At 71.8% G+C, this 14,225-nt stretch carries 16 protein-coding genes; 9 read left to right on the forward strand and 7 right to left on the reverse strand.

Going from position 1 to position 14,225, the window contains the following annotated elements; translation table 11 throughout:
• The first annotated feature begins 24 nt into the window (after positions 1 to 24).
• Positions 25 to 486, forward strand: a complete 462-nt coding sequence (locus ABCS02_RS19730) for an SHOCT domain-containing protein (RefSeq protein ID WP_345837398.1) — start codon at positions 25 to 27, stop codon at positions 484 to 486.
• Positions 487 to 561: 75 nt separating this feature from the next.
• Here the strand turns inward: ABCS02_RS19730 and ABCS02_RS19735 are convergent, their stop codons facing one another.
• Positions 562 to 1,431: a PHP domain-containing protein gene (locus ABCS02_RS19735; protein WP_345837399.1), complete on the reverse strand. Its 870-nt coding sequence runs from the start codon at positions 1,429 to 1,431 to the stop codon at positions 562 to 564.
• Between the two features lie 64 nt (positions 1,432 to 1,495).
• Here ABCS02_RS19735 and ABCS02_RS19740 point away from each other — a divergent pair, with 64 nt between their 5' ends.
• Both ABCS02_RS19740 and ABCS02_RS19745 read left to right on the forward strand, forming a co-directional pair.
• The gene (locus ABCS02_RS19740) at positions 1,496 to 2,509 is read left to right on the forward strand and encodes an endonuclease/exonuclease/phosphatase family protein (RefSeq protein ID WP_345837400.1); all 1,014 of its coding nucleotides are present in this window, start codon (positions 1,496 to 1,498) and stop codon (positions 2,507 to 2,509) included.
• A 21-nt stretch (positions 2,510 to 2,530) separates the two neighbouring features.
• Positions 2,531 to 3,931 (forward strand): aminopeptidase P family protein, encoded by a 1,401-nt coding sequence (locus tag ABCS02_RS19745; RefSeq protein WP_345837401.1) that lies wholly within the window; start codon positions 2,531 to 2,533, stop codon positions 3,929 to 3,931.
• A gap of 25 nt (positions 3,932 to 3,956) precedes the next feature.
• Here the strand turns inward: ABCS02_RS19745 and ABCS02_RS19750 are convergent, their stop codons facing one another.
• Entirely contained in the window at positions 3,957 to 4,652 is a 696-nt protein-coding gene (locus tag ABCS02_RS19750) for a general stress protein (protein WP_345837402.1), read from the reverse strand.
• Positions 4,653 to 4,728: 76 nt separating this feature from the next.
• On the opposite strand from ABCS02_RS19750, the gene ABCS02_RS19755 reads away from it, so the two are divergent.
• The 3 genes from ABCS02_RS19755 to ABCS02_RS19765 are packed head-to-tail and all read left to right on the forward strand — an operon-like array spanning position 4,729 to position 7,689.
• A complete protein-coding gene (locus ABCS02_RS19755) occupies positions 4,729 to 6,000 on the forward strand; it encodes a CBS domain-containing protein (protein WP_345837403.1) in 1,272 nt (423 codons plus the stop codon).
• The gene (locus ABCS02_RS19760; RefSeq protein WP_345837404.1) at positions 6,000 to 6,554 is read left to right on the forward strand and encodes a DUF1003 domain-containing protein; all 555 of its coding nucleotides are present in this window, start codon (positions 6,000 to 6,002) and stop codon (positions 6,552 to 6,554) included. Before ABCS02_RS19755 ends, ABCS02_RS19760 begins: the two co-directional genes overlap by 1 nt.
• Positions 6,544 to 7,689 (forward strand): P-loop NTPase, encoded by a 1,146-nt coding sequence (locus ABCS02_RS19765; protein ID WP_345837405.1) that lies wholly within the window; start codon positions 6,544 to 6,546, stop codon positions 7,687 to 7,689. The genes ABCS02_RS19760 and ABCS02_RS19765 overlap by 11 nt, the downstream gene beginning before the upstream one ends.
• A 375-nt stretch (positions 7,690 to 8,064) precedes the next feature.
• On the opposite strand, the gene ABCS02_RS19770 is transcribed toward ABCS02_RS19765, so the two are convergent.
• Positions 8,065 to 8,466, reverse strand: a complete 402-nt coding sequence (locus ABCS02_RS19770) for a Sec-independent protein translocase TatB (RefSeq protein ID WP_345837406.1) — start codon at positions 8,464 to 8,466, stop codon at positions 8,065 to 8,067.
• A gap of 84 nt (positions 8,467 to 8,550) precedes the next feature.
• Here ABCS02_RS19770 and ABCS02_RS19775 point away from each other — a divergent pair, with 84 nt between their 5' ends.
• Positions 8,551 to 9,186, forward strand: coding sequence for a class I SAM-dependent methyltransferase (locus ABCS02_RS19775; protein WP_345837407.1), 636 nt, complete (start codon positions 8,551 to 8,553; stop codon positions 9,184 to 9,186).
• A 54-nt stretch (positions 9,187 to 9,240) separates the two neighbouring features.
• On the opposite strand, the gene ABCS02_RS19780 is transcribed toward ABCS02_RS19775, so the two are convergent.
• From ABCS02_RS19780 to dapE, 3 genes are read right to left on the reverse strand one after another with little or no spacing between them, the layout of a single operon-like run.
• Positions 9,241 to 9,411 carry a DUF3117 domain-containing protein gene (locus ABCS02_RS19780; protein WP_345837408.1) on the reverse strand — a complete coding sequence of 57 codons (171 nt, stop codon included), beginning with the start codon at positions 9,409 to 9,411 and terminating at the stop codon, positions 9,241 to 9,243.
• A gap of 44 nt (positions 9,412 to 9,455) precedes the next feature.
• Positions 9,456 to 10,646, reverse strand: a complete 1,191-nt coding sequence (locus ABCS02_RS19785) for a hypothetical protein (RefSeq protein WP_345837409.1) — start codon at positions 10,644 to 10,646, stop codon at positions 9,456 to 9,458.
• Positions 10,647 to 10,654: 8 nt separating this feature from the next.
• Positions 10,655 to 11,719, reverse strand: a complete 1,065-nt coding sequence (gene dapE / locus ABCS02_RS19790) for a succinyl-diaminopimelate desuccinylase (protein WP_345837410.1) — start codon at positions 11,717 to 11,719, stop codon at positions 10,655 to 10,657.
• Between the two features lie 38 nt (positions 11,720 to 11,757).
• Here dapE and dapD point away from each other — a divergent pair, with 38 nt between their 5' ends.
• Together dapD and ppk2 are read left to right on the forward strand one after the other, a co-directional pair.
• Positions 11,758 to 12,714 (forward strand): 2,3,4,5-tetrahydropyridine-2,6-dicarboxylate N-succinyltransferase, encoded by a 957-nt coding sequence (gene dapD, locus ABCS02_RS19795; protein ID WP_345837411.1) that lies wholly within the window; start codon positions 11,758 to 11,760, stop codon positions 12,712 to 12,714.
• Entirely contained in the window at positions 12,711 to 13,520 is an 810-nt protein-coding gene (gene ppk2 / locus ABCS02_RS19800; protein WP_345837412.1) for a polyphosphate kinase 2, read from the forward strand. Before dapD ends, ppk2 begins: the two co-directional genes overlap by 4 nt.
• Positions 13,521 to 13,593: 73 nt before the next feature.
• On the opposite strand, the gene ABCS02_RS19805 is transcribed toward ppk2, so the two are convergent.
• On the reverse strand, positions 13,594 to 14,160 hold the full coding sequence (locus tag ABCS02_RS19805; RefSeq protein WP_345837413.1) for a helix-turn-helix domain-containing protein: 567 nt from the start codon (positions 14,158 to 14,160) through the stop codon (positions 13,594 to 13,596).
• Between the last annotated feature and the right edge of the window lie 65 nt (positions 14,161 to 14,225).

Consider the following 14,225-nt stretch of genomic DNA (forward strand, 5'->3'; position numbering starts at 1 on the left):
CCGAGGGGTTGGCTAGAGTAACGAATGCGCCGCACCTTCGCCGCGCTCCCTCGAGAGAAAGGCACGACCGTGCACCTCATTTCGACTGCGGTCGAGTACCAGGGATTCTGGGGCTCGTTCTGGGACTTGATCTGGTGGTTCCTCTGGATCTTCGTCTTCGTGGCGTACCTGTTCGCGCTGTTCGCGATCATCGGTGACCTGTTCCGCGACCACAAGCTCAACGGCTGGTGGAAGGCCGTCTGGATCATCTTCCTCATCTTCGTGCCGTTCCTGACGGCGCTGATCTACCTCATCGCGCGCGGCCGCGGCATGGCCGAGCGCAGCCAGAAGGAAATGCGCCAGGTCCAGCAGGCGCAGGATGACTACATCAAGCAGGTCGCCGGCGCGAGCCCGTCGGAGGAGATCGCGAAGGCGAAGTCGCTCCTCGACGCCGGAACCATCACGCAGGCGGAGTACGACCAGATCAAGGCCAAGGCCCTCGGTTGATCTGACCCCCACCGCGCGAGAACGCGCGTATGTCCTCGACACGCCGTGCGTGCAGGACATACGCGCGTTCTCGCGTTAGGGGTAGACCGGGGCCGAGCCCGTTCCGCGCTCGAGGATCCGCGCCACCATGGCGTCGGACGTCGTGTTCTCGCCGGGCAGGTTCGGCTTCCCGCGGCCGTGGTAGTCGCTCGACCCGGTCACGATGAGGTCGTGGCGCCGCGCTAACTCACGGAGGGTGCGCTTGCCGGCCTCCGTGTTCTCGCGATGGTCGATCTCGAAGCCCGCGAGGCCCAGCTCGACGAGCTCGGCCATCACGCCGAGCGGCATCATCCGGTCCCGTCCGCTGGTGGCCGGATGCGCGATGATCGGCACTCCCCCGGCCGCGACGACCAGCCGCACGGCGGTCCAGGGGTCGGGCGCGTCGTGCGGCACGAAGTACCCCTCACGCGGATGGAGGATGCCGGCGAACGCCTCGCCGCGGTCGCGCACGAACCCGCGCGCGACGAGCGCGTCAGCGATGTGCGGGCGGCCGACCGTCGCCCCGGCGGAGGTCTGCGCGAGGACGTCCTCCCACTGCAGGTCGTAATCGCGGGAGATGTTCGCGACGATGCGCTCGGCCCGCCCCACCCGGTCCTCGCGAATGCGCTCGGTCTCGGCGCGCAGCTCGGCGTCGTCGGGGTCGATCAGATAGGCGAGGACGTGCACGTTGCGCCATCCGTGCGCGGCGCTCAGCTCCATCCCGGGGATGAACGTCATTCCGAGCGAGGCGGATGCCTCCGCGGCCTCGGCCCAGCCGTCGGTCGTGTCGTGGTCCGTCAGCGCGATCGTGCGCAGCCCGTGGTCGTGCGCGGCCTGGACGACCATCTGCGGGGGCTCGGTCCCGTCGGAGCGGGTCGAGTGGAGGTGGAGGTCGCTCGGTCCCTCGAACCTGCGCCGCTCCTGCATCCTCTGAGGGTAGCGCGGGGTGCCACCGGCCGATCTCTCAGCCGCGTGTCCTAGAGTCGCCGACGTGCGGCGGCTGCTCGGGATCCTCGTGACGATCGTGGTCGCGATCCCGGCCATCATCCTCACCTGGCCCGGCTTCTTCCACCTCGAGCGCACGTTTCCGCTGGCCCAGATCATCTCGTTCCGCACGATCGTGGTGCTCGTGCTCGGCGCCCTGCTCGTCGTGTGCCTGCTGCTGGCGCTCGCCCGTCCGATGCGTGCCCTGATGCTTGCCTTCGCGGTCGTGTTCGCCGTCACCGCCGGCGTCGGCGGATTCATCCTTCTGCAGCGCGGCGTGGGATCGAATCAGCTGCCGAGCCCGACCGACACGAGCCTGCGGATCATGACGTGGAACACCGCGGGCACGGCCACGTCCGCCCAGGTGATCGCCCAGACCGCGGTCGCGATGAGCGCCGACGTCGTGACCCTGCCGGAGACCACGGTCGACACCGGCGAGGCCGTCGCCGTCGCGATGCGCAACCTCGGACGGCCCATGTGGGTGCACCACACGACGCTCGGTCCCTGGGCGGCCGACTCCACCACGATCCTCATCAGCCCGGAACTCGGCGACTACTCCGTCATCGAGTCGTCCGCCGACGGCTCCAGCAACACCTCGACCGTGCCGAGTGCCGTCGCCATGCCCATCGACGGCAAGGGCCCGACGATCGTCGCCGCGCACGCGGTGGCCCCGCGCCAGGAGGACATCCAGCACTGGCGCGACGACCTCCAGTGGCTCGCCGACCAGTGCGCCGGCGGCAACGTCATCATGGCGGGCGACTTCAACGCGACGCTCGACCACATGACCGGCCTCGGGACGGACGGTGGCACTCTCGGCGACTGCCGCGACGCGGCGGCCGCCACCGGCAACGGCGCCGTCGGCACGTGGCCGACGAGCCTCCCCGAGCTCGTCGGCGCGCCGATCGACCACGTCATGGCGACGCCGAACTGGAAGGCAACCGGATCCATCGTCCTGGACGCGCTCGACGACTCCGGATCCGATCACCGTCCGCTCGTGGTCCAGCTCGAACCCGCCGGATGACGCGCGTGCGACACTGAGGGGATGGACGACACTCAGGGGACGGACGACACCGAGCCGGTGACCCAGAACCGCCGCCAGCCCTTCCCCGCCGGGTTCCTCGCGACGATCTCCGAGGGCTGGGCGCCGCGCGACGACGTGTCCCCCGCTCCGCGCGACGGCGCCGCATCGGCCGCGCGCCGCCGCGACGCCGTCTCCGCCGCGTTCCCCGGCCGCCGCCTCGTGATCCCGGCCGGCGACCTGCGGCAGCGCAGCAATGACACGGACTATCCGTTCCGGCCGCACTCCGCCTTCGCGCACCTGACCGGATGGGGATCGGATGCCGAGCCGGGCGCCGTGCTCGTGTTCGAGCCCCGCGACGGCGCGGGCCACGACGTGACCCTCTACTTCCGCGAGCGCGCCGACCGCACTTCGCCCGAGTTCTACGCGAACGCCTCGATCGGCGAGTTCTGGATCGGCCCGCGCCCGGCGCTCGACGCCGTCGCCGCGGACCTCGGCATCGCGACCGCGCACGTCGACGCGTTCCGCCCCGGCCCCGACGACCTCCAGGTCGACCGGGATCCGGAGCTGACCGGGTTCGTCTCCGAGCTGCGCCTCGTGAAGGACGCCGACGAGATCGCGCAGCTGCGCCTCGCGGTCGAGGCGACCGCACGCGGCTTCGACGACATCGTCCGGGCGCTTCCGGAGGCGATCGCGCACCGCCGCGGCGAGCGCGTCGTGGAGGGCGTGTTCCACCGCAGGGCCCGCCAGGACGGCAACGCCGAGGGGTACGACACCATCGCGGCATCCGGTGCCCACGCCTGCTACCTGCACTGGACCCGCAACGACGGCGCCGTCGAGGACGGCGACCTCATCCTGATCGACGCCGGGGTCGAGGTCGACAGCCTCTACACGGCGGACATCACCCGCACGCTCCCGGTCTCCGGCCGCTTCTCGCCCGTGCAGCGGCGCGTGTACGAGACCGTGCGGGAGGCCGCGGATGCCGCGTTCGCGGCCGCCCGGCCGGGCGTGCCGTTCCGCACCGTGCATGAGGCGGCCATGGCCGTGATCGCCGCGCGGGTCGCGGAGTGGGGGCTCCTCCCGGTCACGGCCGAGGAGGCGCTCGACGCCGACCGCGGCGGACAGCATCGCCGGTACATGGTGCACGGCACGAGCCACCACCTGGGCCTCGACGTGCACGACTGCGCGCAGGCGCGTCGCGACATGTACTACGACGGGCTCCTGGAGGAGGGTATGGTCTTCACGATCGAGCCGGGCCTCTACTTCCAGGCCGACGACCTCACCGTGCCCGAGGAGCTCCGCGGCATCGGCGTGCGCATCGAGGACGACGTGCTCATGACGGCATCCGGCCCCGTGAACCTCTCCGCCGCGATCCCCCGCACGGCCGACGAGGTCGAGGAGTGGGTCCAGCGCCTGCGCGCCTGACCCTTGGCCCGCACCTCGGGCCGGACTACGGCGCGGAGTCGCCTCGGCGCGGGTCGGGCTCGTCGCCCGGCGAACCCGCGGAGTCCGGCGAACCCGGGGAGTCCGAACCCGAGTCCGGTGAACCCGGGGCCCCCGACGGCGGCGCGTCCTCAGCGGGCGGCGCGGGCCGCGCGGAACGGTCGGGAAGGCGCTCGCCGTAGCGGGGCGGCTCGTGCGCGGATGCGGGCGGGGCCGGGCGGGCAGGCGCCGCAGCGACGGGCCCGAGCACGTCACGGGCGCGCAGGACGTTCCCAGCGGAGACGTTCACCTCGTACCGGTCTGCGACGAACTGCATGACCGACGCGAAGTCGCGCCGGCGACGCAGGAGGACGTAGAGGAGAAGGTTGAACAGCATCCCAATCGCGATGCCGACGAACATCACCCCGAGAAAGACCTGGATCTGCACGTTCGGGCTGCCGAGCACGAAGAACGCGGAGAGGACGAGACCGAGCAGCACACCGTTCACGGCGCCCGCACGGGCCGCGGACGCGTAGCCGAGGCGTCCGGTCACGCGCTCGACGGAGCGGATCCCGATGCCGACGATCACGATCTCGCGCGCCGGGATCTCCCCCGCGATCAGCGCCGAGACCGCCTTCTGCGCCGCCTCGTACGTCGGGAACGCGGCCACGGTGTGCCCGACATCGCTGGGTCCGGGCGGGAATGCTCCGCGCGGCATGCTCATCCGTCCATCTTGCCACGCGCCTCGCGAAGCCCGACGTCCCCGGCCGCAGGGAGGGGCGCGGACTACGCTTAGTCGAGTGAGCACGCAACGGGTCTTCATCGCGCGCCTGGCCGGATGCGGGGTCTTCGATCCCGCGGGCGATCGCCTCGGCCGAGTGCGCGACGTCGTCGTGATCTATCGGCGAAGCGACGCGCCCCGCGTCGTCGGACTCGTGATCGAGATCCCGGGCAGACGCCACGTGTTCGTGTCGATCGGGCGCGTGACCTCGATCGCCGCGGGGCAGGTCATCACGACCGGTCTCATCAACGTGCGCCGCTTCCAGCAGCGCGGCGGCGAGGTACGCGTGCTCGCCGAGATGCTCGGTCGGCGCGTGCAACTCGTCGATGGATCCGGCCAGGCCGTCATCGAGGATGTCGCGATCGAGCGCAACCGCGTCGGCGAGTGGGATGTCGGGCAGCTGTTCCTCCGCCGCCCCAAGACGAGCGCGTCCCCGTTCGCGAAGGGCCCCACGACGTTCGCGGAGTGGTCGGACGTGCGCGAGGTGCAGGATCCCGCCTCTCCCCAGACGGCCGAGCTCCTCGTCGCGAGCTTCTCCGAGCTCAAGCCCGCCGACCTCGCCACGACCCTCCTCGACCTCCCCGAGCACCGGCTCATCGAGGTGGCGGAGGAGCTCTCCGACGACCGGCTTGCGGACGCGCTCGAGGAGATGCCGGAGGACGAGCAGGTGCACATCCTCAACCGCCTCGGCGACGAGCGCGCCGCCGACATCCTCGACGCGATGGAGCCCGACGACGCCGCCGACGTCCTCGGTCAGCTCCCCGAGGGCCGACTCGAGGCTCTGCTCGAGCTCATGGAGCCCGACGAGGCCGACGACGTCCGCGCCCTGCTGAAGTACGAGCCCGACACTGCCGGCGGCCTCATGACGCCGGAACCGATCGTGCTTGCGGCCACCGCGACGGTCGCCGAGGCGCTCGCCGTCATCCGCCGCCACGAGCTGCACCCGGCGCTCGCCGCGTCGGTGTTCATCACGCTGCCGCCCTACGAAACGCCGACGGGACGGCTCCTCGGCACCGTGCACTTCCAGCGGATGCTGCGCTACCCGCCGCACGAGCGGCTGGGCACGATCATCGACGACACGCTCGAGCCGGTGCCCGCGGACACTCCCGCCGCGGAGGTCGCGCGCATCCTCGCGAGCTACAACCTCGTCTCCCTCCCCGTCGTCGACCAGGCGCACCGGCTCGTCGGCGCGGTCAGCATCGACGACGTGCTGGACTACCTGCTGCCCGAGGACTGGCGCTTCGGCGGTGACGAGCACGATACGCCCGCTCCCGCGGGAGCGTCCTCGTGATGGCGCGGGCGACGCGGTACGAAGGGTTCGACGCACCCCGGGGACTCCGCCGCAGGGGCCTCGGCCTGAGCCGGGGCGCGCAGCCGTCGAGAGACCGGTTCGGCCGGTTCTCTGAGGCGTTCGCCCGCGCGATGGGCACCTCCGGCTTCATCCTCGGCATGACGGTGTTCGTCGCTGCCTGGCTGCTGTGGAACATCTTCATGCCGCCCGAGTGGCAGTTCGATCCCGCCGCGACGAACTTCACACTGCTGACGCTGATCCTCTCCCTGCAGGCGTCGTATGCCGCTCCCCTCATCCTTCTCGCGCAGAACCGGCAGGACGACCGCGACCGGGTGCAGATCGAGCAGGACAGGCAGCGCGCCGAGCGCAACCTCGCCGACACCGAGTATTTGGCCCGCGAGATCGTGGCGCTGCGGATGACCCTGAACGAGTTCTCCGGAGAGGCCGTGAACCGCGACTACCTGCGACAGGAGCTGAGGGCGCTGCTCGAGGACATCCAGGATCCCGACGGCGCGAAGAAGCGAGAGCGGAAGCGCCAGCGCAATGAGTCCTGACACCGTTCCTCTCGAACGCGCCGTTCGCGACGCGGTCGGCGCCGTCTCCGATCCGGAGCTCCGCCGACCCCTGTCCGAGCTGGGGATGCTGCGCGACATCACGGTCGACGGGACGCATGCCCGCGTCGGCATAGCCCTCACGATCGTCGGATGCCCCGCCGCCGACCGGATCGAACGCGACGTGCGGGAGGCGGCCTTCTCCGTCGACGGCGTCGACGCGGTCGACGTCGAGGTCACGGTGATGACGCCGGAGGAGCGGGCCGCGCTGACCGCGCAGCTACGCGGGGGCCGCGGCATCCCGTTCACTCCGGACTCGCTCACGCGCGTGATCGCCGTGACGAGCGGCAAGGGGGGCGTCGGGAAATCCACTGTGACCGCGAACCTCGCGGTGGCGCTCGCGCGGCAGGGGCTGCGCGTCGGGCTCGTCGACGCCGACGTGCACGGGTTTTCGATCCCCGGGCTTCTCGGGCTCGTCGACGCCGACGGACACACCGCGCGGCCGACGCGGATCGACGCGCTCATCGTGCCGCCGGTCGCGCACGACGTGAAGACGATCTCGATCGGGATGTTCCTGCGCGAGGGCGAGGAGCGGTCCGCGGTCGCCTGGCGCGGGCCGATGCTGCACCGGACGATCGAGCAGTTCCTGCGCGACGTGCACTTCGGCGACCTCGACGTGCTGCTCGTGGACATGCCGCCCGGGACCGGCGACGTCGCGATCTCGGTCGGCCAGCTCCTTCCGCACGCCGAGGTGCTCGTGGTGACGACCCCGCAGTCGGCCGCCGCGGACGTCGCGATCCGCAGCGGACTCGTCGCGCGGCAGACCGGCCAGCGCGTCGCCGGGGTCGTGGAGAACATGGCGCCCCTCACGCTGCCGGACGGCACCGTGCTCGACCTCTTCGGCGCGGGCGGCGGAACCGCGGTCGCGGCGGCACTGTCGGAGCCGGATGCCGCGGTGCCCCTGCTCGCCTCGATCCCGCTGAGCCCCGCGCTCCGCGCGAGCGCGGACGCCGGCATCCCCGTGGTCGTGGCCGAGCCCGAGGACCCCGCAGCGCAGGCGATCACCGCCCTGGCCGCGGCCCTCGCCCGCTCCCCGCGGGACCTCCCCGGCCGCCCCCTCCCCCTCCACGTCCGCTAACCCGCTCGCCCGCGAGCCGCCCCTTCCCCCAGCCCCGCGAGCCCACCTCCTCCTCGCGAGCCCACCCGTTCATCGCGCGCTGAAGGGGTGGTCTCGCGAGCAGCACGTGGGCTCAGGACGGCCCGGGCTCCGGCGAGGGGCCGGGCTCGCGCGGGGGGCGGGGGGCGGGTCAGATCGCCTCGGAGTCGTGCGGGGTCGTGCCCGCGCCTCTCCCTGCTCGCGGGGCCCGCGCGCCCAACCCCCAGCCCACCTCCTCGTCGCGAACACACCTGCTTATCGCGCGCTGAAGGGGTGGTCTCGCGAGCAGCACGTGGGCTCGGGCCGAGGGCCGGGGGTCGGGGCTCGGGGAGGCCGGGCCTTACGCCTCGGCGGGGATCAGGTCGCCTCGGAGTCGTACGGGGTCGCGCCGGGCGTCGGCGAGGTGGATGCCGCGGCACCCACCGCACCCGCCCCCGACCCGGCACCGCCCGCACCCGTACCCGTACCCGTACCCGCACTCGCGCGGAGGGTCGCGGGGGGCGGGTCGTCGAGCAGGGCCTCGCGGATGATGCGACGCGGGTCGTACTGCCGCGGGTCGAGCTTGCGCCAGTCGACCTCGTCGAACTCGGGGCCCATCTCGTCGCGCATCCGGCTGCGGGCGCCCCGCGCCATGTCGCGAGCGCGCTGCGTCAGCCGGGCGAGACCCTCCGCGTAGCGCGGCAGGCGTTCGGGGCCCACGAGGAGCGCCGCGATCACACCGATCAGCAGCAGCTTCTCGATGGTGAGCCCGAAGATCATGCCGTCAAGGTTACCGCCGCGCCTCAGCGGCGACGGGCCGGCGGACGCCTACGCTAAGGGAGGTCTGAGGGAGGAGCGCAGCCGATGAGCGATCATGCCGCGAACGCACGGTTCGCCGAGGAGGCGACCGTCGAGCCGGACTACCTGGTCCGCGCGCGGATGCACGCTCTCGAGCTCGGCGCCGAGCCGATCAGCGCCGCCGTCGGCGCGCAGCTCGCGGTGATCGCGGCCGCGACGCACGCCGCGAGCATCGTCGAGATCGGCACGGGCGGTGGCGTCTCCGGGCTGTGGCTGCTCCGCGGCGCGCCGAGCGCGATCCTCACCACGATCGACAGCGAGCCCGAGCACCTCGCCGCGGCCCGACGCGCGTTCACGGATGCCCGCATCCCGTCGACCCGCCTCCGCTACATCACCGGCCGCGCGGGCGACGTCCTGCCCCGCATGAACGAGGCCTCGTACGACATCGTGCTGGTGGATGCCGACCCCGCGGGCGTCATCGAGTACGTCGAGCACGGGCTGCGTCTCGTGAAGCCCGGCGGGATCGTGCTCGTCCCGCGTGTCCTCCGCGGAGGCGCGGTCGCCGATCCCACGCGGCGCGACGCCGTCACGGTCGCGTACCGCTCGCTCATCCAGGAGACCCAGGCGTCACCCGCCGTGATCGGCGCGCTGTCGACGACCGGCGAGGGCCTCCTGCAGCTCGCGGTCGCGGCATCCGACTGATCCGGACACGCGAGTGGCCGGTCCCCTGCAGGAACCGGCCACTCGAAGCCAGAGTCAGACGTTCACGACGCCACTGAGGACGTCGTAGAGCTCCTTCGCCTCCGCGTCATTGACGGAGACGACGAGGCGTCCGCCGCCTTCCAGGGGGACGCGCACGATGATCAGGCGCCCCTCCTTCACGGCCTCCATCGGACCATCTCCGGTTCTCGGCTTCATAGCTGCCATGGCGGCCCCCTTCGCTGTCACGTTCCTGAGTAGCAAGTTTATCGTTACGGGATCTGCCAGTACGTGTTCCCCAGGCCGTACATGTTGTAGATCCACCACCACTGCCCGAGCAGGCACACGACCAGCACGCCGATACGCCACGCGCGCGAGCGCGGCACCGCCAGCGCCCCGAACAGCGGCGATACCGGAAGGAGCAGCCGGAACACGCTCGACTGCGGGAAGAACACGGCGAGCAGGTACAGCAGGTAGCTCGCCGTCCACAGGCGCAGCTCGATCCCGAGCTTCCGCACGTGCGGCTCGAACAGGAGCAGGGCCGCGACCCCGAGGATCAGCGCGCCCAGCACGATGTAGCCGACCACCGGGCCGGGGCCCCAGGCCGTGAACCAGAACCGCACCCCCTCGAGGAACCCGTCGAACGGCAGGAACTGGGTGCCGGAGTCGGGGATCCAGTTCCGCCGCCACGCCAGCTCCGTCACGAGGTAGGCGCCGGGGTCCCCCGTCGCGATCCCCGCGATCCACTGCCACGCGAACCCGAGCACCGCGGCCCACGCCGCGGCCGCGCCGAGCAGCACCGCCTCGCGCACGGGGAGCGCCTCGCGGCGCCGGCGCACGACCCGCCAGAGGAGGAGGAGCCCCAGCATCAGGGCGAACGCGAGCACGCCGGGCCGCGTGAACGCCATCAGCGGGATGAGCAGGAACAGCCACGCGTATCGTCGCCGCATCACGAGCCACAGCCCGAGGAAGAGCCAGAGCAGCGCCAGCGACTCGGCGTACGCGACCTGGAACATGGCCGCGAGCGGACCTGCGGCGAAGAAGACGACCGCCCACGCCGAGGCCGCAGCCGGCAGGCGCATCCGCAGCATCCGGTACAGCACGAGGCACGACAGGTAGCCCGCGACGAGCGAGACGAGGACGCCGCCGACGCCCCAGGAGCCGAACGGGGCGCCGACGGCGGCCGATAGGTACGAGTACAGGGGCATGAAGGCCCACTGGTTCTCCGCGACAGCCCCGGTCTGGGTCAGCGGCAGGCTCGACGGATAGCCGTTGACCGCGGTGAACCAGTACCACTGCGCGTCCCAGCCGAGGAACAGATCACCGAGCGAGGGTCGCGCGCCGAATCGCGAGAGGGATGTCGACGCGTTCGCCGCGAGCGCGAAGAACCCGGTCGTGACGAGCCGCGACAGGACGTAGACGATGCCGATCCACAGCCACGGCGTCGCTCGCAGGCGCCGCACGAGCGCGCCTAGGCGCCCGTGAGCCACGTGCGCAGGCCCCGCTCGACGGCCTCGATCTGCGCGACGGGCACGCGCTCGTCGTCGTGGTGCGCGAGCATCGGGTCGCCCGGCCCGTAGTTCACGGCCGGGACGCCCATCGCGGAGAACCGGGCGACGTCCGTCCAGCCGTACTTCGGCTTCGCGACGCCGCCGACGGATGCCACGAACTCCTGCGCGAACGCCGCGTCGAGCCCGGGCCGCGCGCCTTCGGCGAGGTCGAGGAGCTCCACCTCGAAGCCGTCGAACACGTCGCGCACGTGCTGCTCGGCCTGAGCCCCGGAGGTGCTCGGGGCGAAGCGGTAGTTCACCTCGATCTCGGCGAGGTCGGGGATGACGTTCCCCGCGATCCCGCCGCGCATCCGCACGGCGTTGAGGCCCTCGCGGTAGTCCAGACTGTCGACGGTCACGGTGCGGGCCTCGTACACGGCGAGGCGCGCGAGGATCGGCGCAGCCTTGTGGATCGCGTTCTCGCCCACCCACGAGCGTGCACTGTGCGAGCGGCGTCCGTGCGCGCGGACCATGACGCGGAGGTTGCCGTTGCAGCCGCCCTCGACCTCGCCGTTCGACGGCTCGCCGAGGATCGCGAAGTCCCCGGCGAACAGGTCCGGTCGCGTCCGCGCGAGGCGCGTCAGGCCGTTGCGCTGCGCGTCGACCTCCTCGTGGTCGTACCACATCCACGTCACGTCGTAGCGGGGCGCCTCGAGATCGGCCGCGAGCTTGAGCTGCACCGCGACCCCGGCCTTCATGTCGACCGTGCCCCGCCCCCAGAGCTCGCCGCCGACCAGGGTCGTCGGGAGGTTGCCGTTGATCGGCACCGTGTCGATGTGCCCCGCGATCACGACCCGGTGGGGGCGCCCGAGCTCGGTGCGGGCGACGATCGTGTCGCCGTCGCGGAAGACGGACAGGTGCGGTAGCGCACCGATCGCGTCGTGGATGGCATCGGCGAGCGGGGTCTCCTCGTCGGAGACGCTCGGGATGTCGCAGATCGTGCGGGTCAGGTCGATCGAGGACTCGGTGAGGTCCAGACGCGGCATCCCCCGAGTCTACCGAGCGGGTTCGCTAGCCTGGAGAGATGAGCGACGAGCGTTGGGCCTGGGGCGAAGGCCTCGCGACGGCGACCGAAGACGGCACGGTCCTGGACACGTGGTACCCGGAGCCGAGTCTCGGGCGCCTCCCCCAGGGGTATGCGGCCGACCGGCCGCCGGCGACCCTCGAGCGGCTCGCGGTCGCGGACGTGCGCCGCGCCGTCGTCGTCGACACCGTCGTCGTGGAGATCGACCTGGACGCGCCGCCGGCCTCCACCTCCGACGCGTACCTGCGCCTCCACGCCCTGTCGCACCGGCTCGTGCGCCCGAACGAGGTGAACCTCGACGGCATCTTCGGGCATCTCCCGAACGTGGCGTGGACGAACGCGGGCCCCATGCACCCGGACGACGCGACGCGCCTGCGACCGCTGTTGCAGCGCGACGGCATCCAGATCGTCTCGCTCGACAAGTTCCCGCGGCTGCTCGACTACGTCACGCCTCCCGGCGTTCGGATCGGGGATGCCGCGCGCGTGCGCCTCGGCGCCCACCTGTCCCCCGGCACCACGGTCATGCACGAGGGCTTCGTGAACTTCAACGCCGGCACGCTCGGTGCGAGCATGGTCGAGGGCCGCATCTCGCAGGGCGTCGTCGTCGGCGAGGGCACCGACATCGGCGGCGGCGCGTCCATCATGGGCACCCTCTCCGGCGGCGGCACGCACCGGATCTCCATCGGCGCCCGCACGCTCCTCGGCGCGAATGCCGGCATCGGCATCTCGCTCGGCGACGACTGCGTCGTGGAGGCCGGGCTCTACGTCACGGCCGGCTCGAAGGTCGTGGTCGCCGACGCTCCGCTCGGGCCCGACGGGGCGCGCCCGGTCGTGAAGGGGTCGGATCTGTCCGGCGGCGACGGCATCCTGTTCCGCCGCAACTCCCTGACCGGCGCGATCGAGGCGCTCCGGCGCACGGGCCACGGCGTGACCCTCAACGAGGCGCTGCACGCATGACCCGGCGGATGCCGAAGAAGCTCTACGAACAGGAGCTCAGCATCCTGCAAGCCCGCCTCGTCGACATGCAGGCCTGGGTGCAGGCGACCGGCGCGCGCGTCGTCGTGATCTTCGAGGGCCGCGACGCCGCCGGCAAGGGATCCACGATCAAGCGCGTCTCGGAGTACCTGAACCCCCGTGTGACGAAGATCGTGGCCCTCCCCATGCCGACGGAGCGGCAGCGCACGGAGTGGTACTTCCAGCGCTACGTGCCGCACCTTCCCGCGGCCGGCGAGATCGTCCTGATGGACCGCTCCTGGTACAACCGCGCCGGCGTCGAGTGGGTCATGGGCTACTGCACGCCCGCGGAGTACCAGCGGTTCCTGCGGCAGGTGCCGATCTTCGAGCGGCTGCTCGTGGAGGACGGCATCCTGCTCCTGAAGTACTGGTTCAGCATCTCGGACGCCGAGCAGGAGGCCCGGTTCCGCTCGCGGGCTGCGGACCCCATGCGCCGCTGGAAGCTCAGCCCCAACGACGTGTCGTCGATCACGAAGTGGGAGGACTACTCCCGCGCGAAGGACACGATGTTCACGCAGACGAACATCCCCGAGGCGCCCTGGTTCGAGGTCGACAACGAGGACAAGCGCCGAGGACGGATCAACATGATCCATCACCTGCTGTCCCGCGTGCCGTACGAGACCCTGCCCTACCAGGAGATCGACATCCCGCCGCGGCCGGCATCCGGCGGCTACGAGCGGCTTCCTCGCGACCCTGCCACGCTCGTGCCCGACCACGCGGCCGACCTCGGGCATCACGACCCCGCGTAGCCGCGCCCGTTCGAGCTATCGTTCCTCGCTCGCGCGCCGCGAATACATGTGGCGTCTGCGAGAAACGGGCGCGTCAGCGGTGGATGCCGCGGAGGGCCGCGGCCAGCACACGGTCGCGCTGCGCGTCGTTCTCGTAGGCCGCCGCGGTCACCCCCGCCACGAGACGCACGACGTCGCTGATCGTGAGGTCGGGGTCGGCGTCGCCGGACTCCTGGGCCCGGGTCAGCAGCGGCTCCCCCGACGCGTACATCGTCGCGCGGCACTGCGCCATGACGTCGGAGTCGCGCGTGAGCCCCTCGACGAGGGCGCGCTTCGTGCCGATGTACTGGACGAACCGCGCGAGCCATCCGTCCAGCCCCTCCCGCGGCGACAGGCTCTGGAGCTCCTGCCCGGCCTCGGCGAGCGCCACCACCTCGCGGACGTAGAGGGCCTCGATGAGGTCGTCCCGCGTGGGGAAGTTGCGGTACAGGGTGCCGATGCCCACGCCGGCGCGGCGGGCGACGTCCTCGAGCGCGGCGCCGGAGCCGTGCTCCGCGAACGCGGTGCGCCCGGCGTCGATCAGGGCGTCGTAGTTGCGGGCGGCGTCGGCCCGACGGGGCCGCCGGACGTCCGGCACACCGGTGCTCTCCGCCACGCTCATCGGATCTCCTGCCCACGCGCTTGCTGAGCGGAGCCATCCTCCGCTATTCTCTGAACCGGAGGAAT

This window comes from Microbacterium sp. X-17 (assembly GCF_039615055.1).

Bases quoted from the DNA above. Each gene is read 5' to 3' on its own strand.
- ABCS02_RS19750 (WP_345837402.1), bottom strand. From the start codon at position 4,652: ATGAGCATGCCGCGCGGAGCATTCCCGCCCGGACCCAGCGATGTCGGG.
- ABCS02_RS19775 (WP_345837407.1), top strand. From the start codon at position 8,551: ATGAGCGATCATGCCGCGAACGCACGGTTCGCCGAGGAGGCGACCGTC.
- ABCS02_RS19780 (WP_345837408.1), bottom strand. From the start codon at position 9,411: ATGGCAGCTATGAAGCCGAGAACCGGAGATGGTCCGATGGAGGCCGTG.
- dapD (WP_345837411.1), top strand. From the start codon at position 11,758: ATGAGCGACGAGCGTTGGGCCTGGGGCGAAGGCCTCGCGACGGCGACC.
- dapE (WP_345837410.1), bottom strand. From the start codon at position 11,719: ATGCCGCGTCTGGACCTCACCGAGTCCTCGATCGACCTGACCCGCACG.
- ABCS02_RS19735 (WP_345837399.1), bottom strand. From the start codon at position 1,431: ATGCAGGAGCGGCGCAGGTTCGAGGGACCGAGCGACCTCCACCTCCAC.
- ABCS02_RS19805 (WP_345837413.1), bottom strand. From the start codon at position 14,160: ATGAGCGTGGCGGAGAGCACCGGTGTGCCGGACGTCCGGCGGCCCCGT.
- ABCS02_RS19765 (WP_345837405.1), top strand. From the start codon at position 6,544: ATGAGTCCTGACACCGTTCCTCTCGAACGCGCCGTTCGCGACGCGGTC.
- ABCS02_RS19770 (WP_345837406.1), bottom strand. From the start codon at position 8,466: ATGATCTTCGGGCTCACCATCGAGAAGCTGCTGCTGATCGGTGTGATC.
- ABCS02_RS19730 (WP_345837398.1), top strand. From the start codon at position 25: ATGCGCCGCACCTTCGCCGCGCTCCCTCGAGAGAAAGGCACGACCGTG.
- ABCS02_RS19760 (WP_345837404.1), top strand. From the start codon at position 6,000: ATGGCGCGGGCGACGCGGTACGAAGGGTTCGACGCACCCCGGGGACTC.
- ppk2 (WP_345837412.1), top strand. From the start codon at position 12,711: ATGACCCGGCGGATGCCGAAGAAGCTCTACGAACAGGAGCTCAGCATC.
- ABCS02_RS19745 (WP_345837401.1), top strand. From the start codon at position 2,531: ATGGACGACACTCAGGGGACGGACGACACCGAGCCGGTGACCCAGAAC.